Annotated in this window: 22 protein-coding genes and 4 pseudogenes; 16 read left to right on the forward strand and 10 right to left on the reverse strand. The window is 40.7% G+C overall.

Going from position 1 to position 19686, the window contains the following annotated elements; translation table 11 throughout:
• Positions 1-88 precede the first annotated feature (88 nt).
• The 3 genes from UYI_RS0114910 to cysK all read left to right on the forward strand — a co-directional run bounded on the left by UYI_RS0114910 (position 89) and on the right by cysK (position 2938).
• The gene (locus UYI_RS0114910) at positions 89-1108 is read left to right on the forward strand and encodes a sulfate/molybdate ABC transporter ATP-binding protein (protein ID WP_016867446.1); all 1020 of its coding nucleotides are present in this window, start codon (positions 89-91) and stop codon (positions 1106-1108) included.
• 411 nt (positions 1109-1519) lie between these two features.
• Positions 1520-1957 carry an RrF2 family transcriptional regulator gene (locus tag UYI_RS0114915; RefSeq protein WP_035138618.1) on the forward strand — a complete coding sequence of 146 codons (438 nt, stop codon included), beginning with the start codon at positions 1520-1522 and terminating at the stop codon, positions 1955-1957.
• Between the two features lie 18 nt (positions 1958-1975).
• Entirely contained in the window at positions 1976-2938 is a 963-nt protein-coding gene (cysK, locus tag UYI_RS0114920; RefSeq protein ID WP_016867448.1) for a cysteine synthase A, read from the forward strand.
• Between the two features lie 95 nt (positions 2939-3033).
• Here the strand turns inward: cysK and UYI_RS0114925 are convergent, their stop codons facing one another.
• The 3 genes from UYI_RS0114925 to UYI_RS0114935 form a co-directional block, all read right to left on the reverse strand.
• Entirely contained in the window at positions 3034-3462 is a 429-nt protein-coding gene (locus tag UYI_RS0114925) for a YidH family protein (protein ID WP_016867449.1), read from the reverse strand.
• Positions 3463-3818: 356 nt separating this feature from the next.
• Entirely contained in the window at positions 3819-4445 is a 627-nt protein-coding gene (locus tag UYI_RS0114930) for a hypothetical protein (RefSeq protein ID WP_016867450.1), read from the reverse strand.
• 120 nt (positions 4446-4565) lie between these two features.
• Positions 4566-5321, reverse strand: coding sequence for a cadmium resistance transporter (locus UYI_RS0114935; RefSeq protein WP_016867451.1), 756 nt, complete (start codon positions 5319-5321; stop codon positions 4566-4568).
• Between the two features lie 497 nt (positions 5322-5818).
• On the opposite strand from UYI_RS0114935, the pseudogene UYI_RS32655 reads away from it, so the two are divergent.
• Positions 5819-6763: pseudogene (locus UYI_RS32655) on the forward strand (LysR substrate-binding domain-containing protein).
• A 15-nt stretch (positions 6764-6778) separates the two neighbouring features.
• On the opposite strand, the gene UYI_RS0114945 reads toward UYI_RS32655, so the two are convergent.
• The gene (locus UYI_RS0114945) at positions 6779-7456 is read right to left on the reverse strand and encodes a cadmium resistance transporter (protein ID WP_016867454.1); all 678 of its coding nucleotides are present in this window, start codon (positions 7454-7456) and stop codon (positions 6779-6781) included.
• 67 nt (positions 7457-7523) lie between these two features.
• Here UYI_RS0114945 and UYI_RS0114950 point away from each other — a divergent pair, with 67 nt between their 5' ends.
• Entirely contained in the window at positions 7524-8180 is a 657-nt protein-coding gene (locus tag UYI_RS0114950) for a cadmium resistance transporter (RefSeq protein WP_016867455.1), read from the forward strand.
• Positions 8181-8184: 4 nt separating this feature from the next.
• On the opposite strand, the gene UYI_RS0114955 is transcribed toward UYI_RS0114950, so the two are convergent.
• A complete protein-coding gene (locus UYI_RS0114955) occupies positions 8185-8976 on the reverse strand; it encodes a sulfite exporter TauE/SafE family protein (RefSeq protein ID WP_016867456.1) in 792 nt (263 codons plus the stop codon).
• A gap of 367 nt (positions 8977-9343) precedes the next feature.
• On the opposite strand from UYI_RS0114955, the gene UYI_RS0114960 reads away from it, so the two are divergent.
• Complete coding sequence (locus UYI_RS0114960) at positions 9344-10120, forward strand: phosphatase PAP2 family protein (RefSeq protein WP_016867457.1); 777 nt, start codon at positions 9344-9346, stop codon at positions 10118-10120.
• Positions 10121-10202: 82 nt separating this feature from the next.
• Here the strand turns inward: UYI_RS0114960 and UYI_RS0114965 are convergent, their stop codons facing one another.
• Both UYI_RS0114965 and UYI_RS0114970 read right to left on the reverse strand, forming a co-directional pair.
• Positions 10203-10796: a pentapeptide repeat-containing protein gene (locus UYI_RS0114965; protein WP_016867458.1), complete on the reverse strand. Its 594-nt coding sequence runs from the start codon at positions 10794-10796 to the stop codon at positions 10203-10205.
• Between the two features lie 92 nt (positions 10797-10888).
• Entirely contained in the window at positions 10889-11563 is a 675-nt protein-coding gene (locus UYI_RS0114970) for a cadmium resistance transporter (protein WP_016867459.1), read from the reverse strand.
• A gap of 767 nt (positions 11564-12330) precedes the next feature.
• On the opposite strand from UYI_RS0114970, the gene UYI_RS0114975 reads away from it, so the two are divergent.
• The 5 genes from UYI_RS0114975 (at position 12331) to UYI_RS0114995 (ending at position 15434) form a co-directional block, all read left to right on the forward strand.
• Positions 12331-12966 (forward strand): cadmium resistance transporter, encoded by a 636-nt coding sequence (locus tag UYI_RS0114975; RefSeq protein WP_016867460.1) that lies wholly within the window; start codon positions 12331-12333, stop codon positions 12964-12966.
• Between the two features lie 60 nt (positions 12967-13026).
• On the forward strand, positions 13027-13260 hold the full coding sequence (locus UYI_RS35795; RefSeq protein ID WP_157226340.1) for a hypothetical protein: 234 nt from the start codon (positions 13027-13029) through the stop codon (positions 13258-13260).
• A 94-nt stretch (positions 13261-13354) separates the two neighbouring features.
• A complete protein-coding gene (locus UYI_RS0114985; protein ID WP_016867462.1) occupies positions 13355-14191 on the forward strand; it encodes a sulfite exporter TauE/SafE family protein in 837 nt (278 codons plus the stop codon).
• A 90-nt stretch (positions 14192-14281) separates the two neighbouring features.
• A complete protein-coding gene (locus tag UYI_RS0114990; protein WP_016867463.1) occupies positions 14282-14824 on the forward strand; it encodes a DUF1634 domain-containing protein in 543 nt (180 codons plus the stop codon).
• 178 nt (positions 14825-15002) lie between these two features.
• A complete protein-coding gene (locus UYI_RS0114995) occupies positions 15003-15434 on the forward strand; it encodes a hypothetical protein (protein ID WP_016867464.1) in 432 nt (143 codons plus the stop codon).
• A 51-nt stretch (positions 15435-15485) separates the two neighbouring features.
• On the opposite strand, the gene UYI_RS0115000 is transcribed toward UYI_RS0114995, so the two are convergent.
• Positions 15486-16295, reverse strand: a complete 810-nt coding sequence (locus UYI_RS0115000) for a prohibitin family protein (RefSeq protein WP_026085962.1) — start codon at positions 16293-16295, stop codon at positions 15486-15488.
• Between the two features lie 90 nt (positions 16296-16385).
• Here UYI_RS0115000 and UYI_RS34860 point away from each other — a divergent pair.
• A pseudogene (locus UYI_RS34860) lies at positions 16386-16514 on the forward strand (SAM-dependent methyltransferase); the annotation flags it as partial.
• An 88-nt stretch (positions 16515-16602) separates the two neighbouring features.
• Positions 16603-16785: an SDR family NAD(P)-dependent oxidoreductase gene (locus tag UYI_RS0115010; RefSeq protein ID WP_016867467.1), complete on the forward strand. Its 183-nt coding sequence runs from the start codon at positions 16603-16605 to the stop codon at positions 16783-16785.
• Here UYI_RS0115010 and UYI_RS0115015 read toward each other — a convergent pair.
• Positions 16754-17182: pseudogene (locus UYI_RS0115015) on the reverse strand (oxidoreductase); the annotation flags it as partial. The gene UYI_RS0115010 and the pseudogene UYI_RS0115015 overlap by 32 nt on opposite strands.
• Positions 17183-17580: 398 nt before the next feature.
• A complete protein-coding gene (locus UYI_RS0115020; RefSeq protein WP_016867469.1) occupies positions 17581-18132 on the reverse strand; it encodes a PadR family transcriptional regulator in 552 nt (183 codons plus the stop codon).
• A 116-nt stretch (positions 18133-18248) separates the two neighbouring features.
• On the opposite strand from UYI_RS0115020, the gene UYI_RS0115025 reads away from it, so the two are divergent.
• The 3 genes and pseudogenes from UYI_RS0115025 to UYI_RS40195 all read left to right on the forward strand — a co-directional run.
• Positions 18249-18650, forward strand: a complete 402-nt coding sequence (locus UYI_RS0115025; RefSeq protein ID WP_016867470.1) for a monooxygenase family protein — start codon at positions 18249-18251, stop codon at positions 18648-18650.
• A 59-nt stretch (positions 18651-18709) separates the two neighbouring features.
• Entirely contained in the window at positions 18710-19156 is a 447-nt protein-coding gene (locus UYI_RS0115030; RefSeq protein ID WP_199332396.1) for a hypothetical protein, read from the forward strand.
• 351 nt (positions 19157-19507) lie between these two features.
• Positions 19508-19686 (forward strand): annotated as a pseudogene (locus UYI_RS40195) (fumarate reductase/succinate dehydrogenase flavoprotein subunit); the annotation flags it as partial.

Genomic DNA, 19686 nt, shown 5'->3' on the forward strand with positions numbered 1-19686 from the left:
ATGAGAATTATTTAAAATACTAAAATTCGATTGAAAAACAGTATTTAATTAAATATTATACATATGAAGCTTAAAGAACTAACGAAATATGGGAATTCAGGTTGAAAATGTTTCCAAACTTTATGGAAATTTCCGTGCTGTTGATGATGTAAGTTTGGAAATTAAAACTGGGTCTTTAGTGGCGTTGTTAGGTCCTTCAGGTTCAGGAAAATCCACCTTACTACGGATTATTGCTGGGTTGGAGACACCAGATACTGGTCAAATTTGGTTGGTGGGTGATAATGCTACTCACCGCAGCGTACAGGATCGCAATATTGGCTTTGTATTTCAACATTACGCGCTGTTTAAACACCTGACGGTGCGAGAGAACATCGCTTTTGCAATGGAACTCCGCAAGCATAACAAAAACCGCGTTCGACAACGAGTCGAGGAACTTTTGGAGTTGGTACAGCTAAAGGGGTTTGGCGATCGCTATCCTTCTCAGCTTTCTGGTGGTCAACGACAACGGGTAGCATTAGCACGTGCCCTCGCTGTTCAGCCCCGTATCTTACTATTAGATGAACCTTTCGGAGCCTTAGATGCGAAAGTTCGCAAAGATTTGCGTGCATGGTTACGCAATCTGCATTCAGAAGTCCACGTCACAACTGTTTTTGTCACCCACGACCAAGAAGAGGCTATGGAAGTAGCAGATGAAATTGTGGTGATGAATCAGGGACGGGTAGAACAAGTCGGTAGTCCTGCGGAGATTTATGACAACCCAGCCACACCTTTTGTCATGAGTTTTATTGGCCCGGTGAACGTGCTAAGAGGTGATATTGGCATCTTACCTAGCAGAGATAGGGTTTCCCCCAGTGACCAAGTATTTCTGCGACCACATGATATAAACATAGAGATGGATGCAAGCGATAATTCAACGCCTGCGATCGTCGATCGCATTATTCATCTTGGTTGGGAGATTCGAGTGGAGTTAGTTCTACAGTCTGGCGAAAGAATCAATGCTTACCTTACCCGAGAACAATTCCGTCAACTTCCATTACACGAAGGTCAGCGCGTCTATATAAAACCGAAGCAAGCAAAAGTATTTCCTGCTGCCTATGCTTTGAGATAAGCAGCTAGCTGTGCTTAAAGGTTAGTTGTAGGGTGGGTTAGGCGCAAGCCTTAACCCATCTTCATCGGATTTTGGATTCTGGATTTTGGTTTTCGCAAAATCCAAAATGGTATTAGATGCTTGCTCAAAACCTAGTATTTAGTACTTAACCTTTTATAAGAATAGTAATAATTGCTACTCATAAACTATAGGCTCTCACTGGAGACACGACATTTGTGCTAATCGCTCCAGCTTAGCGCCACAGACTTTACAATTTAACAACGGTAAATTGATAGATTTATGTTATTTTACTAATAAATCAGGAAACTGTATCTCATTAGACAATTTTTCTAAAAATATCTCGTATAAATTGCAATAAGCCTATCGGTTAACCGTAGTATAATGGCTAGAAACTTGAAAAGTCAAAATTGTATGCTCTTGGATCTATCTGCCAAGGTGGAATATGCCTTGTTGGCTTTGTTAGAACTCGCAAACCACTATACTCAGAAAACTCCCCTAACTATGGGTGAAATCACCGCGAAGCAACCCATACCGGAGCGTTATCTAGAACAAATTCTTACCAGTCTGCGGCGTGCGGGTATAGTGCAGAGTCAACGTGGTTCTAGAGGTGGATTTCTCTTGATGCGTGAACCTTGGCGGATTACATTGTTAGAGGTTGTGGTCATGCTAGAAGGAGAGCAAAAAGAAAGAGAAAACCCACCAGAAAATACTTTGGAAAAAACCTTGATACAGGAAATTTGGCAACAAGCCGACCAAGCAACACAAGAGGCTTTGAAGCGTTACACTATTCAAGATCTGTGTGAACAAAGAGAGCAACGCTTACAGCAAAATCAGATGTATTACATTTAGCTAGACAAGAATATTTCTATGCGAGTCGCGAAGAATATCACAGAGTTAGTTGGACGTACACCATTAGTAGAGTTGAACAGAATTCCTCAAACAGAAGGTGCTGTTGCCCAGATTTTGGTGAAACTAGAAAGCATGAATCCATCTGCTTCTGTCAAAGACAGAATTGGCGTGAGTATGGTTCAAGCAGCAGAAGATGCGGGTTTGATTCATCCAGGAAAGACTGTTTTGGTAGAGCCGACTTCTGGAAATACGGGTATTGCCTTGGCAATGGTTGCTGCTGCTAAAGGCTACCACTTGATTCTGACCATGCCAGACACTATGAGTACAGAAAGACAAGCAATGCTCAGAGCTTATGGCGCTCAGTTGGAATTAACTCCAGGTATAGAAGGGATGCGTGGAGCGATCGCTCGTGCTGAGCAAATCGTGGCAGAAATGCCCCATGCCTATATGTTGCAGCAGTTTCGTAACCCAGCAAACCCAAAAGTACATAGGGAAACAACTGCTGTTGAAATTTGGGAAGATACCGACGGACAGGTAGATATCCTTGTGGCGGGAGTAGGGACTGGAGGAAGTGTGACTGGTGTGGCGGAGGTGATTAAAGCGCGCAAACCAAGCTTCCAAGCGATTGCTGTAGAACCAAGCACTAGTCCAGTGCTTTCAGGAGGCAAATCAGGAGCGCACAAAATTCAGGGGATTGGTGCGGGATTTGTACCAGCGATTTATCGATCAGAACTTGTGGATGAGGTGATTGCAGTCAGTGACGAAGATGCGATCGCTTATAGTCGTAGATTAGCAAAAGAAGAAGGATTATTATCGGGTATCTCCACAGGCGCTGCCTTATATGCTGCCATTCAGCTAGCAAAACGTCCAGAAAATAAAGGTAAGTTGATTGTCATGCTGCAACCCAGCTTTGGTGAACGTTATCTGAGTACTGTGCTGTTTAAGGATTTAGAAGAATTGGAAGTACCTGCATTTAATTAGTCATCAAGAAGATAGGAATAGGGAATAGGTGGGAATTATGAAAATGCTGAATGCTGAAAATTTCATAATTCATAATTCATCATTTTTACACTCCCTTACTCCAGCACAAAAGTTTGCAAATAATCTAGGGGAACCGTGAAGACATAATAGATAACTCCCGCACCAAGAAGAATGACTGCTAGACTCGAAAGAATGATCCAACGATCCGGTGGTTGATAGGTATCCTCGTCAATATCCCGACGAACTGCAAAATAGTGCTGGGTTGACAGCAGTACAGTTAATACACCTACCAAAGCGAATGCTAAACCCAACTTCCAACCACTACCAGGGGGTTGTGGTGCTAATGGTGGACGAAGTATACGTAGACGCACAATCAAAACACCAAAACCCATGAGTGCAATACCACTCCGCATCCATGCCAGATACGTACGTTCATTCGCCAAATGATCCCGCACTCTGTCTGATCTGTACTTTTGTGGTTTTTCTGACTTTTGTGTTTCTATCTTTTCTGTCTCAAACTTCATAGGATTTGCATCTATAAAATCTTTAATTAATATCTTTTCAGAAATTATACAAAATCTATTTCTATAATTCTTAAATATGCATTTTTATAGAAATTAAATTTATCAATAATTCTTGATATTATAATATATATTCGATTTGTAAAAAAGCTTTTCAGAAATTAATTTATTGATTGTTATATTTTTTAGTTAGCGCTTTCAATAGACTTATTGAGATTTCTTGCAAAAATTAGGATCTAGTTAATTACGAACACAGATGAACACAGATAAACACCGATTTTTCCTTAACTAGAATCGCTATACCACTATCAAACCAACGCAAAATCCATCTGTGTCCATCTATTATCAGCACTGATTACTTAATCATTAATCTTGGCAGTGGTAATTCCGGCATCAAGCGCAGCTTGTAAATTATCAGGAATAAACCAGTTAGCTTCGCCAGATTTGAAAATTTTTGCAGGCGGAAGATTGAATTCAATTTCGCCAGTTTGGCGATTGGTTGTAGCCACTAACCGAGTTCCATGCACAATCTTAAATGCCTGAGCAGGTATGCCTTCTTGATCTTCTGTCGCGGGTTGACCAGGAAGATAAACGCCTTGACAATCCCATTCGTCATCAGTTTCTGTACCACTGGGTAACAGATACAATTCATTGTCGTAGGTAGAACGAGATTTCTTCGGTTTTTGACCATAGACTAACAGTGTCTTTCCTGTTTCATTGCGACAAATTCCACAAGATTCTTCACTATTTTCAATAATATATTTCTGGTATTGCAAATTAGAAATATTTTGCTGAAGCTCTGGTGTAGCACCTTGGTTTTGTTTATCCTGTAATGCAGATTCTAATGTTTTTGTGACTTCAATATAATCCGGATCGGATGTATACTTTTTGCTTGCCCAGGATGGTTGAGCAATCACGGCAAAATTCATTACTACTAATAAGCAAATAAGAGCGAGTTTGACAAAGTTGATTTTAAACAGCTTCATATGTTTCTCCTTATAAAGTTTACAGGTCTGTTTGACTGGTTGCTTACCTAACATTAATCTAATGTGAGATGTAAACATTTTTTCCTCTATCTATTGATGCAGTTTCTAGCCAAGGTCAATTTATTTTTGCTCAGTTCTAGATAATACTTTGGGTTCGGGTGAATCTAAAGAAAATCCGTACATTTCTCGCCACGTATTCCTACTTGTAATTAACAGGTGCGAACCAAGAATTACACAGCTGATAATAGCTAAGATTGGCGTTTCTAGCGTATGGCTTTCCATCAAAATGGAAACACCCAATCCTATCAAGATAAAGGGAACCAAAGAATTACCGTAGCGAGTGATTACAGAAGCGATCGCACTTACCTTGGTTAAGTGGTAGGCGGTATAACACCACACACCTACCATCGAGAAGAACACTCCTAAAATGATCAGCAAGCTATCCCAAGTCGTAGTCGCAAACAATGGCATATAAATTCCGATATTGTCGCCACCGTTAGCAATTGTTACTGCTGCAACTCCATAGCTTTGGGGAGAAAGCAAACTGCATAACCAAGATTGAGGAGAATCTGAAGTTTGGTTATCAGTCTCTGTATCTTCAGTATCTTGATGCAGTAGGCGACTCATACCAATGATGATTGGAACTACACCAAGTAAACCAATCCAGGATTGGGGTAGGATAAGTTTGCCAAAAAAGCCGGGTAAACTTGCAACCACTAACGCACTAAAACCAAGATACTGACCAATAACTATGTGGCGACGCCGCAAGCACACACTTACTTGAGAGAAAAACAGTGATAGGATGACAATATCATCAAAATTAGTTGCAGCAAAAGCAGTTATTCCAGTGGGAATAGCAGTTAGCAATCCGCTCATTTATATGTCTCCATTATGGTGATGCTGGTGTAATAGTGATTTCTTCTCTGTTTTGCGCCTCCGCGTGACGTGTACTTTTATCAACCCGGGAAAACCACCCACGCAAATGTCTTCCTCTGCCTGAGGCTGAAAATTTCTGATTTTGAATGTTTTAGTTGTGTTTATTTTCTAGGGAAGAAGCAATCATTAGTTTTACTTTATGGCTCCCCACTTTTGAAAGCAAACAGTCTTTTTTGTCAAATTCATAGATGGAATTTATTAAAATGCAGATATAGCAATTTTGACTCAGCAAAGTACAAAACCTCACCCCGTTCTATCGGACACCCCTCTCCGAACCCACGGAGAGGGGAAAGGGGTGAGGTGTATTCCACCCAAATGCAAACCGCTATATATCCACATAATTCAAAGACAGTTCAATAATCTACAGTTTTTCGCCTTTTTTACCGTATAATAACCCTATCCTAGTCAAAACACTCACCAATTTGTAAGTAGCCAAAATGACGCTGGAGCAGTTGCGAATTTTTTTAGCTGTGGCGGAAATGCTGCATTTTACCCGTGCTGCGGAAGCGCTTTACATCACCCAGCCAGCAGTGAGTGCTGCAATTCAAAGTTTGGAAACAAAATACGGAGTAAAGTTATTTCATCGCATTGGACGCCATATCGAAATCACAGATGCTGGTAAGTTATTGCAGGGTGAAGCACAGAAAATTCTCGATCAAGTAAATTTAACTGAACGCGGTTTGAAGGAATTAAACAATTTGCAACGGGGAGAGTTGAAGTTAGGCGCGAGTCTCACTATTGGTAACTACTGGCTACCCGAAAAAATTAGCGACTTTAAACAGTAGTATCCTGGTATTTTTATTAATTGCACACTGGGGAATGCAGAAGAAATTTGCGAGGGAACTGCTGTAGGAATGTATGATCTAGGTTTTGTGACAGGGGATATCAAACCTACGTTGCAGAATTCGTTGGAGAAAGAAGTTGTGGGGAGCGATCGCCTACAAATTGTCGTCGGTAAATCTCACCCTTGGTTCCAGCGAACTGAAATTTATCTGGAAGAATTGCTCACCACTAGTTGGGTAATGCGTGAATCTGGTTCCGGCGCACAGCGGATGTTTGAGGGAGCTTTGCAAAGTTGGGGAATTGAACCTAGTAACCTAGATGTTGTTCTTTATCTAAACACCAGCGAAATGGTGAAAGTAGTAGTAGAAAGGGGTGTCGGCGCAGCTGCAATTCCCGAATCTATGGTTACAAAAGAAGTGCTGCTGGGGACATTACACGCTGTGCAGATCATAGATCCACAAAAATCACCTAGTAAAAAGTTGGAAATTGTTCAACCTGTTTGGAAACTGAAACACCGTCAACGTTTTCAAACACAGGTAATGATGGCTTTTGAAAAGCTTGTGAAGCAGCAAATTGCACAGGTTTCTCAAATTGCTTGATGAGATGAGTGAGATTCAACTATCCTTTTTCAGCAGAATCACTAAGCAAATACAACTACCCACCAACTTTATAAAACTCAAAGTCTCTGTTTTGAGAACAATAAACCCACCTAATCCTATTAATACAAAAGGCAAGATAAAGTTGCCATATTGACTTAATAAATTCGCTATACTAGTTTGAGAAGTTAATTTGTAAGCTAAATAGCACCAAACTGCTATCAGGACAAAAAAAACTCCAATAATTATCAAAAAGTTTCCGAAATTACCACTTGCAAACAACGGCACATAAACACTAATATTATCACTGCCATTAGCGATAGTGATAGCGGCAACACTGTAAGTTTTGGCATTGATAACACTAGCAATAGTTGAGTCTTGATCTTCGGCTGTTGTGACTGCAATTTCATCGGATAAATCTTCTTCGGGATTGATCAAACTATTGATCCCCATAGCAATTGGTATTAATCCTAATAAGCCAATCCAATTTGTTGGTATAACTAAACCACCAAACAAACCAGGAAGGCTAGCAATCACTAACGCTGTAAAACCGAGATATTGACCAGCGACAATGTGGCGACACCGAAAGCTAGAATCTAGCTGAGAAAAAAGCAATAATAAAATGACGATATCATCAATATTAGTAGCAACGAAGGCTGAGAACCCAATTAAGAGTGTAGTCATTAACTCACTCATGTCGGTATATCCTGATTTGTTTGCTAAAAATGTCTGACTGGATAATCATAAATCCTGACAACCCCACATGAGTCCAATTATCGCAACAATCACTGAGGCAATCATTGCCTTCGCCGCCACCAATATTGATGACATTATTATACTACTGCTATTTTTTTCCCAGCTTGATACTCATTTTCGCCGTCGACATATTTTCATCGGTCAGTATCTTGGTTTTACCGCGATCATTCTTGCCAGCTTACCAGGGTTCTTTGGTGGTTTAGTAGTATCAAGAGTCTGGATAGGATTACTGGGAATATTGCCAATAGCAATTGGAATTAAGCAATTACTGAATAAAGAAACAGAAAATACAGAAATTCAGACTGTTAATACTAAATTAGAGACATCTACTACCAGTAAACCTATCCTAAATTTGATTTTGAGTATTCTTAGTCCTCAAACTTATAAAGTTGCAGCAGTCACTTTTGCCAATGGAGGGGATAATATCGGCATCTATATTCCCTTATTTGCTGGTAATAATTTTGCCAGTTTAATAGTAATTCTCATAGTATTTTTTATTATGGTAGGGGTATGGTGCGCTGTTGCTTACCTATTAAGTCGTCAAGCCAAAATTGCCTATATTTTAAGTCGCTATGGTAAAAAGGCTGTACCTTTTGTGTTGATTGCCTTGGGTTTGTACATTATGTATGAGAGAGGTACATTTACTTTATTACGGCACAAATAAATACTTAATAAACTAACTTCAAACTGACCATCATTAATATAGAGTAAATAATAAATCGCAATGGTTTTTGCGGTGCGATTTGACAGATTTTAGCACCCAGTAATACCCCTGGTACTGAGCCTAGCCATATTGGTAATACCAAACTCCAATCAACAGTTCCTAAGGTGAAGTGTCCAAGCGCGGTAAATAATAATAGAATTGCTGCTTGGGAAATATCTGTACCGACTAATTTCCGTGCATCTAGGCGGAAAAATGCAATCAGCACTAAGGCAAACATTGAACCAGAAGCAACGCTAGTCAGACCGACTATACAGCCTAAAAATGCTCCTATACTTATCGTCTGCAAGCGCCCTAGTTTGGTTTTTAAGTCAAATTTGGGCAGTTCCGGTAATTGTAATTTTGGGAAGAAGGTCAACAAAAGCATTTGCAGCAACGCCAAAACTGTGACCAACAGAATCGCCACACCCAGCAAGTGAAGCATGATATTGTTCAGGTTATGCTCTCCAGCCTTTCTAATTAGGTGCAATATTCCTACCCCACACAATGAACCAGGAACGCTCCCCAAAGCTAACCATTTCACTACTTCTACATCTAGGGTTTGTTGCTGCCAATGCTTAATGCTACCAACTACTTTCATGAGAGTAGCGGCAACAACATCAGAACTGACTGCTACCGCAGGCGGAACTTGAAAAACAAAAATCAATATCGGGGTGATGAGGGAAGCGCCACCAATTCCTGTCAAACCAACAACAATACCAACTAAAAAGCTGAAAAAGGGCAATAATACAAAATCCATACTCCTGTCCTTTACCGGGGTTTTGCGAATGCGGCTTAGCTTAGCTGAAACTAAAGGATTGGTCGTAACGCTGTTGTGCAGACCGTCTTGTGCAACTTAAACTTTGGGCTGACTGCTTTGATAACATCTAAAAATACTAAAACTTGATTGGCTTACCGTATTTTAAGCTAAAAAAACTCCTAAAGTCTAGAGGTCGTATGGACTGATACAAAATTTTTGTATAAATCTACGCTTGCTATTAAAAACCGATTCTTTCTAGAACCTGGGTTTGAGGATATATCTACATTTCGAGAGTATACGATATAGCTTTGTTGTTGTATTTTAAGAACAAAATCTACATTAGTCCTAGCAGAATACTGTATTTGATATGGCAGAGTTAGAAAAAGTCAACGATGAAAATCAACTCACAGCAACATCGCCGCAAAAGTCAAAGTCGCCTGTAGGGTTTGTGCAAAAACTATTGATTACCCACTGGCCTTCTCTGTTGGTACTACTGGTGGGTGTATATTTACCACTACAAATTTTTGGACTGCTGGCGTTGGAGGTGCAGCAAAATGTCGGTGGTTTTCCTTGGGATTTGCCAATTCTGGTAACGATTCACTCTCTAGCGCAGCCAAAGTTGGATGCATTTGCGGTGATGTTTACAAAACTGGGTTCGTTTAGGACTGTATTACCCATCCTAAGTATGATCGCACTCATTCTAATACTGCAACGTCGATGGCGATCGCTCACTTATTTAGTCATCACCGCTGCTGGTAGTGCCATTATCAACCGCACAGCCAAGGAATTTTGGCACAGAGTCCGTCCGCATCTGTGGGACTCGGTTACACCAGAGTTTACTTATTCATTCCCCAGTGGTCATGCTATGACTAGTATGACATTGATTGCCATTTTGGTAGTTTTGACCTGGGGTAGTATTTGGTGTTGGTTAGTAGTAACTTTAGGCAGCTTGTACGTAGTAGCGATTGGCTGGACACGGCTGTATTTGGGAGTTCATTTTCCCAGTGATATTATTGCAGGTTGGATGGTTGCGATCGCCTGGGCAATTGGCGTGAGTTTGATTATTAGACCTTATTCATACTCGACGAGTATTGACAGCGAAAAGCCAGTGAGTGAAACGAAATTGCTGACTGAAGAACGGTAGTTGGTGGGTGAAGAATAAACAACACAGTAGGGGCGCAGCATACTACGCCCCTACATAGCCACAGACTACTAGGCACTTTTAATTACTGAGTCGTGATTCCTGACGTTCTGATTGCATCTTCCAAATCAGCGAAGCGCAAGTTTGCTCCCTCTATCTTCGCAGATGTGAGATTAGTCTTCTCTAAGTCTGCCTTTTGTAGGTTTGCCCCTACTAAGTTTGTTCCTAACAAGTTTGCTTTCTCTAGGTCTGCATTAAATAGGTTTGCTTTCTCTAGATTTGCTCCCGCTATGTTTGCCTTAGCTAAATCTGCTCCCTGTAAGTTTGCCCCTAGCAAGTTTGTTTCCTGTAAGTTTGCCCTTTGTAAGTCTGCATTTTGTAAGTTAGCACCCTCCAAGTTTGCCGCTTGCAGGTTTGCGTCCTTGAGAACTGCCCCACTCAGGTTACATCCGACACATTCTTTGGTTTCTAATAAGCGTCTAACGTTTGCTGTGACAGACTCTACAGGTGATGCTGTGGGAGATATGATTGGGGTAGATGTGGATTCGCTAGGTAGGGATGGTGTTTGTGATTGAGCTAGGGCGTTGGGTTGATCAATTAGAGAAAATCCCACTACAAATACTAGAAATACAGCAGATAAAATCCAGGAAGTTAATTTTTTTGAATTTGGTTTATTCATCAGTTCCTCCTTAAATCACTATATTGTGGTTAAAGGTTTTATAGATTTTGAGAAAGGTAGCAAGTTTTCAATCAAAGCACAAAGCCCAACATCTAATGAAAAAGCATCGCCACACTAGGTAAAAGTCGGTAAGATTCACTCTTCATCAGAATAGAAATTCCCAACCAGATTAAGACAAACGGAAAGACTTTCCGACCATAGCGAGCAAGAACCGGAGCCATCAAAGGATTACTAGTCATGTTGTAAGAGAGGAAGCACCACAACCCAACAGTCAAATAGCAAACACACAAAATTACGCCCAAGCTGGAAAGATTACTACTAGCAAACAACGGCACGTAGATACCAATGTTGTTTCCTCCATTGGCAATGGTGACAGCAGAAACGCGGTAGGTTTGAGGATCGCGTAGAGTTGCCAAGAGTGATTTTTTATGGTGTCTATGTTTAGTAGAAGCGGTGAAGTCAATTGACACATCTTGCACAGTCTCTTCCTCGTTTTCTCTATTCAGTAGGTGACTGATACCAATCATGACTGGAAGGAAACCTAGTAATCCAATCCAGGTGGCTGGAATGACTAAACCACCCAAGAAACCAGGAAGGCTAGCAAGTACTAGCACAGAAAATCCAACAAATTCACCCACAATAATATGCTTGGGACGAAAGGTGCGATTAACTTTGCTAAAGAAAGCCGTCAAGTATATGTTGTCATCAAAGGTAGTTGCAAAAGCGACAGAAATTCCAATAATTAATGTACTAATTAGCCAACTCATTTTCGTTGCTCACAATGAATCAATGCTGTTTTTCCTAGTCCTTCTTTGCTTGAGAAGGCGAGAATAGTTCTGACCTTTTGCCTAACATCAGCCAACAGATATTACTGATAAGTCATATCAGTAAAGACGAAGAGAACGAGATAGTTACCGTAGCGTTTGAGGGTATCGGCAATGAAGCATGTACGCTCTACTTGAGTCCATATTCACTAGTCATAGTCAATTTTCCAATGTTTAAATTTTTTGGAGGCGATCGCTACCCATCTAATTGGTAATTTTTTATATGCTTTCACGTTAAATTGCAACCTAAACATCACAAACACTACTTGAAAATAGGGTATCATTTGTTACTATATTATTGAAGGGAAAAAGTTTGATATTTCGTATTAAATTAATAGTGAGAAATCTGAGCAAAACGATACAGTTAGTGGCCATTAGAGATTATTAATAAAACCTAAAAAATACTTGCAATCAACTTATTGATTATGGAAAATACTTGAAATAGTATTTACTTTTTAGTGAAAAATAAAATAAGCTATTTGCACGTTTAGAAATAGATAGATGAAGTGATATCTGTATAGATTTATTTGTTCTAGAAAAAAAATCTGATAAATTCACACTCAACTTGGCGATATGGAAAATATCTAGTTTCAACCATCATTGCCACAATCACACCATTTACTACCCTGCGTTTCCGTAAGGGTAGGGCGTCTACAACCGAAAGAACCTCTGAGGGCACACTGGCTCTATAATCCACAATCTAACATCCTATGACCGGATTCATCACCGCAATTTCTACAGGAATGGCGGCCTTTAGTGCCACAAATATAGACGATATCGTTATCCTGACGCTGTTTTTCTCGCAAGTAAACACAACGTTTCGCCATTGGCACATTATTGCGGGTCAATATTTGGGTTTTGCAATTTTGGTGATTGCAAGTTTGCCTGGTTTTTTTGGTGGCTTATTTCTACCACAGCCTTGGATTGGACTGTTTGGTGTATTGCCCATTGCCATAGGCATTAAGTGCTTCTTTGATCGGGAAGACAAGGAGTTAGATGCTACGGAAACACAAAAGCCACAGTCTCAAACATCCCTGTTTGCGAAGTTTATTAATCTGCAAACCTACAGTGTGGCTGCGATCACCGTTGCTAATGGTACAGATAACATCAGTATTTATGTGCCTTTGTTTGCTAGTAGTACCTGGGAGAGTCTGTTAGCAATTCTGGGTGTATTTTTCACACTCGTGGGTGTACTGTGCTATACAGCATATAAACTAACGCATCAACAAGCGATGGCAGAACTTCTAACTCGTTATGGCAACAACTTCATGCCTTTTGTCTTAATAGGATTAGGAGCTTTTATTATCGTCAAAAGTGGTAGTCTCACTCTACTCAATCTATATTGATGGTGAATTTGCTATCTCTGTGTCATTGCTGCACAGTGCGATCAGTGGATAGGTGGTGCTATGGGGAGATGGGAGAGTGTGGGGAGTGTGAGGAGTGTGAGGAGTGTGAGGAGTGCGGAGGTGGGGAGATGGGGAGATGGGGAGATGGGGAACTCACCGGCCCCCACTCCCTGTCGGTCGTGGGGATTAGGGGCAGTGGGGAGATGGGGAGAAAAAACAACCAACAACCAACAACCAACAACCAACAACCAACAACCAACAACTAACAACCAACAACTAACAACCAACAACTAACAACCAACAACTAACAACCAACAACTAACAACCAACAACCAACAACTAACTACTAACCAATGACAAATGACCAATGACTAAAGAGGTATGAAATTTGAACATCCTGGAATTTTCTTTGTTAGTTTGGCTGGGATCTTTCAGCGCTGGCTTTGTCGGCGCACTGACAGGGTTAGGGGGAGGAGTCGTCATTGTCCCTTTGTTAACTTCTGTATTCGGTGTTGATATTCGCTATGCTGTAGGTGCTTCACTTGTTTCTGTCATCGCTACAAGTGCTGGTGCAGCCTCAACTTATATTAAAAAAGGCTTTGCCAATCTACGCTTGGGAATGTTTTTAGAAGTGGCAACAACTATTGGCGCGATCGCTGGTGCTTTAATTGCGACGTTCGTTTCTGTCAAAGCACTAACTATCGTCCTGGCAATTGTCCTACTTTACTCTGCCTATCTTTCAGGGCAACCCAAGCTAGAAAATCCCGAAAACGACATAAGCGATCCCCTCGCTGATTATCTCCAACTCAACGGCACTTATCCCACAGCTGAAGGTGTGATGTCTTATCAAGTTCATGCTGTGCCAGCTGGATTTATTGTGATGTTATTTGCTGGTGTGATTTCTGGATTACTGGGAATTGGTTCGGGAGCATTTAAAGTCCTGGCAATGGATCAAATTATGCGTATTCCCTTCAAAGTTTCGACTACCACAAGCAATTTTATGATTGGTGTTACCGCCGCCGCATCAGCAGGAGTTTATCTTGCCCGTGGTTACATTGATCCAGGGTTATCTATGCCAGTGATGTTGGGAATATTGCCTGGTGCATTTTTAGGGGCAAGAGTTCTAGTAGGTGCGAAAACGCAGATATTAAGAATTGTCTTCAGCTTGGTGTTGGTGTCAATGGCTGTGAAGATGGTTTATCAAAATCTCGCTGGAGGAATGTAAACAATTCAAACTTCAAAATTCCAAAAAAGCAGTGTTGGCAAGCAACTTGGCAGACTGCACGCTTTCAATTGCAATTGGGGACACTAAAGTATGTTTAAATTAAATTCTAACCAGTGGTCAACCTTCACACATTCAGAGAGTCGAGTTGTTACTTTACCATTGCAGCCACAAAAAGCCAACTCTGATATAGATGCATTAGCCAAGCCAAGTCTGGAAACAACAGACACAAAGGTTAACACTGAAAATCAACAAACGCAGATATTACAGAATCCTCAGCTACTCGAGATTTTACTGAGTCATCTGCTGAAATATGGTGTTTTGCTTGCCAGTAGCGTGGTGCTGTTTGGTGGCATACTCTATTTGTTACATCACGGGGCTGAACCCGCACAATATCAATTTTTTCATGGAGAACCATCCGAATTTCGTTCTCCTACAGGTGTTGCGGTTGCTGTTTTGTCTGGTAGTCGGCGTGGCATAATTCAGCTGGGACTTTTACTGCTGATAGCGACACCGATTTTGCGGGTGGTGGTTTCTCTGTTAGTTTTTGTCAAACAACGCAACTGGATTTACGTGACAATTACTACGTTAGTATTGACTGCTTTAATTTACAGCCTTGTCGGAGCTTACTATTAGCTTATATTTGCGCGATCGCTTAGCTAAATAAATTGTATATGTTAATACACAAACACTAAACAAAACATCTGAAAATTGCAAAATTCTTGCCTTTGCTAGACTCAAAGTTTAGTTTGACTATAGACTTTTTTTATTTTTCAGCATAAAATACTGTAAACTGATAAAGTTACTGTATTTTATGCTAAATCTTGAGAAAGCCGACGAAGAACAGTTACCACAAGTAGCCACAATTAACCTGCCTAAAACTGTTTTGCAAAAAATCAGAGGTGGATTTTTTTTAGTCGTTGGATATTTACTTTCACCATTGTGTTGGTGGAACGATCTAGTATTCAACTTACCAATTGCTTATTTTTTCGGATATATTTGTAGTCTTTTCGTCCCTAAATTATTTATGCCTTGCGCCATTATCGGCTATTGGCTATCTAATATTATTGGTATTATCTTGATGCAAGCAGGTGCGATCGATGTTTTCCAAAAACAACCCGAAGAACGTAACCTGAAAAAAGAATTATTGACAGGTTTAGTTTCTTCAACTGTATATACCTTGCTAATCCTATTATTAATTCAATTTAAAATTCTTGATACACCCAATCTTTTCTCGAATAGTTAGCAAATTTCAGATACAGAACCCCATATATTAAATTAAGTCGGGGTTCTTGTTTTATTTTTCAGATAATTTCAAGAGTTCGCTGATATTAAAAAATTTTGGAGTATCCTTACTTACAATCAAAGGTAATTTACCATTCCATTTTTCTATTACTTGTCTTTCTAAAATTTCCGGAGTCAAATTCGTATGTAATAATCTATTGACTTCAGCTTCTCCTTTAGCTAAATTCACTTGAGCCTCTGCTTGTTTGACTGCTTTGAGTGCCAGAAATTCTGCTCGTTTTGCTTCCTGTTCTGCAATTTGTTTTGCCTCTACTGCTTCACTAAATTTGTCTGAAAAATTGACATGAACTAGTGAAATGTCATCAACTGCAATATAATAATCATCCAATCTTTTTGTCAGCGCTTCATCTACCCCTAATTTGACTTCTCCTCGCTTAGTTACGACTTCTTCTGCTGTGTACTTAGCTATAACAGCTTTTAAAACTTCTTCTACGGCTGGATTAATAATTTTATCAACAACTTCTTTTTCAGCACCAATTTTTTGAAAAATTAAATTTACCTCTTCTGGTAAAATGTGCCAGTTAAGTGCTACCTCTGTAAAAACATCCTGCAAATCTTTAGAATAAGCTTCCGCAGTTATTTGCTGTTTTTGGACTCTGACACTGATTTTTTTGACTGTATTGAAGATTGGTATAATGACATGAATACCTTCACCTAATACTATTTCTTGTACTTTGCCAAATTCCATTAATACACCGCGTTCTCCTGCATTGATAATTACAAAAGGTGTCAAAAGAATTGTGATTAAAAATAACATCGCAGTGAATTTACCAGCACCACTCATTAGTTTTATCTTTTTCATAATTAGTTTAAAAATTTCTATAATATTACGATAAACACATTGGGTTACCGTATATTATAATATTATTAGGATCACACAACTAAGAAAAAATACTATCGCTGCTACGAGCTAGTATTACAGTTGATTCAACTAGATGAATTAATTGCTATAGCTAACGTGCTTTGGTTAGGACATGTTGTAGAAACAGATATTCAAGATTCAGCTAGTGTCAGTATTTGAGAATTTAACAATAAGTTACATCAAGACGATCGCATAAACTTAAGTCTGATGTCCGTAGCCACAAAAAGTTAACTAATTACCAAAACTTATGACAGGCAAATTAGCAGGCAAAGTTGCAATTATCACCGGAGCTTCCGCCGGGATTGGTGAAGCCACAGCGATCACTCTCGCAGCAGAAGGTGCAAAAGTAGTACTTGCGGCTCGACGTAGCGATCACTTAGATGCACTAGCGCAACGCATTAGCAACACAGGTGGTACAGCAATTTTTTAGCAGCAGATAAAGCCCAGTAGGGATTGCGTAGAAACTCTCTTCCGAGCAAAACAATATCAGCTTGACCCGTGCGGATAATATGATCAGCTTGTTCTGGAGTTGTAATTAAACCCACAGCCACAGTGAGAATATTTACCTCTCTACGAATCCTAGAGGTAAAATCAGTTTGATAACCAGGGCCATAGGGAATTTTAGCATTGGGTACAGTTCCGCCACTGGAAGTATCAATTAAATCTACACCCAACGACTTGAGTTTATCTGCTGGGGCAATACTCTGCTCGATATCCCAACCGTTTTCTACCCAATCGGTTGCGGCAATTCGTACCCACAGAGGATAACCGGATGGTAAGATTTCTCGGACTCCCTGAACCACTTCTGTTAGTAAACGAGTGCGATCGCATTTACTTTAGTAGACTCATCCAAGTTAATCAATCATCTTGAGATGACTTTTGTTATTAGCTTAGAACTTTAGTTCTAGGTGCAAGATATGTATTTTGATAAATAACCCATTGAGATTCGTATGCATAGCACAGCAATGAGCCAGTGAAGACCGTGACGGCATGGTCGCAAGCGGCATGGAAAGAGGCTGGTGGCAGTCCGTTGAAGCTCTCGGCAAGCTTTTAGAACCAGACAATTAATTACAACTCGCTCTCCCGAAACACTGATCATGTTGACTTCAGGCTATCTCAGACGCTTTCAAGGTTTCAGCGATCGTCAGGCTGCGATCGCAGTTCTTCAAGTTTCATCTACCGTAATTAGGAAGAGCAAGCTTTTACTTTAATGCTTTAGCCACTCTTAATCCGCCTGTTTCAACAACAGCATAATTTCATCGCACCAAGCGAGCCAACCAGTTTCATAATGAATTCCACGCAGCAACGTCATGTACTGAAACTTCAGGGTTTTTGTTAATGTTTGTGGATTCTTGAAGTACTGACGCTTAATTTCTTCATAGATCGCCAGCTTCTGCTGGTGCTGCTGACGATGGTCTTGTAGCTTTGACAAAATTTTTTGACGAGGTACCAGATGACCAGCATAAAGTTTCACAAGCAACTCATCCTTGATTGTTGCCATCTCTTCCGGCTCAGCAATCCATTGAGATAACTGCTGTTTACCCAGTGCTGTCACAGTATAGATACGTTTGTCAGGTCGATTTTCCTGCTGCACAGACTCGGCTTGCAGCCACTCCTTTTCTTCTAGACGATTCAGTTCTCGGTAAATCTGTTGGAAGCTGGCATTCCAGAAAAACCCAACTGAGCCTTCAACAGAGGCATTAAACCGCTTGGCAAGGTCATAGCCGCTGCTAGGGGCACTAATCAGGGCAGACAGAATGGCATAAGCGAGAGACATAGACGGCGGGTTGACATATTCACTTAGTTGATTATATTTTAGATTGTATATTCAATTAAATGAATAATCTTACTGTTGAATATTGTCATGAGTGCAGAATTAGCGGGAGTCTAAAGATGGCAGGTGCAAAACACTATTCCATTTATCAAATTGATTTGCCGGAACATCCAGAGGCGGTCGTCTTTGTCAACGGTTTCTTAGCACGCGATCGCGCAGGCTTTTTCTGGATGTGGAAGAATCTGCTGTGGATCAAAAATGTCACTACCGAAGCAACAGGCTGTGTGCAAGTGAAAGCTGGAATTTGTGGCCCCAACGAAGTGATGATGGTCAGCTACTGGCGTTCAGAACAGGACTTAAAACAGTTCTTCCAGGGAGAACCCCATCGGCAGATGATGCAGTTTGTGATGAAACATCCCATTAGCCTTTGTTTGTATAACGAGACTTATCGTCCCAAGCATAGCGGTAAGTACAGCCATGAACCACAAGGAATGGCAATGCTTTACCCTAATTATGCGTGAATTGAAATATTACATCGCTTGCACTGTGGATAAATTTATTGCCCGTGAAGACGGCTCCTATGACTTTTTCCTCCCTCTCAATTATTTCCCGAAAGGAAACTGTGATGAAACTCAGGATCTTGCTCAGTGTGGCGGCAATTTATATGACCATCGTGGGTCTCGGCTTTATCTTTGCCCCGCGCACCATCGGTATTGGTGCTGTTCCTGTTGATGCTTCTGCTGCGCTACTCGCCTACCTGCGGCTTTTCGGTAGTCCCTTTCTAGGAATTGCGGTGCTTAACTGGACGGCACGAAACTCGGAACCATCTACGGCGCGGAACGCCATCATTCTTGGTAATATTGTTGGATTTGTTGCTATAGCTGCCTTAGATGTGTGGGGCTTGTTCAGTGGCGGGCGGCAGATCACAAAGGGGTTTGCGATTATCCATCTGCTTTTCGCCCTTGCTTTCATTTGGGTAGGGCGAACAAGTCAAACTTATCGAATCAGAGGGAGTAATGACGGATGATTTACCAGACTTACCAACTTCGATCACTACTTTGGCAATTCGTTGATTTTTTCTGGAATAGTTTGTGAAAATTACAGCTTCAGCAATTTCTCTGAATGTCGATATGGATGACCGAGCCAGTCTCGTAACTCGTTGTCAGACGAAGCCTTGAGGCGATCCCGCTTTCAAGAAAATAGAATGACAAATTCTCAAACTGCTCTACTAATGCAATGGTAGGATGTTCACAGTCATCATTCACTCGCGCGAACATTCTGCGCGAACATTCTGTTGATGGCTTCTGAGGGAGAAATAGATCAAGCGATCGCCTCCACTACTCGAGTCCATATCTCAACCGTCAAGCGGACTCGAGAAAAAAATGAAAATTACCGTACTCACGGCGTGGAGATGCACATCTGAGAAATTGGGTTATGTAGTGGTCATAGTGCTTCTGGTGTTTGGGTGAATGAAAAAGCTGAAACAACTGTCCCTAGATTGTATGCAGCCGGAGACATGGCCAGTGTTCCCCATAATTACATGATTGGGGCATCTGA

This window comes from Fischerella muscicola PCC 7414 (assembly GCF_000317205.1).
Taxonomy (GTDB): domain Bacteria; phylum Cyanobacteriota; class Cyanobacteriia; order Cyanobacteriales; family Nostocaceae; genus Fischerella; species Fischerella muscicola.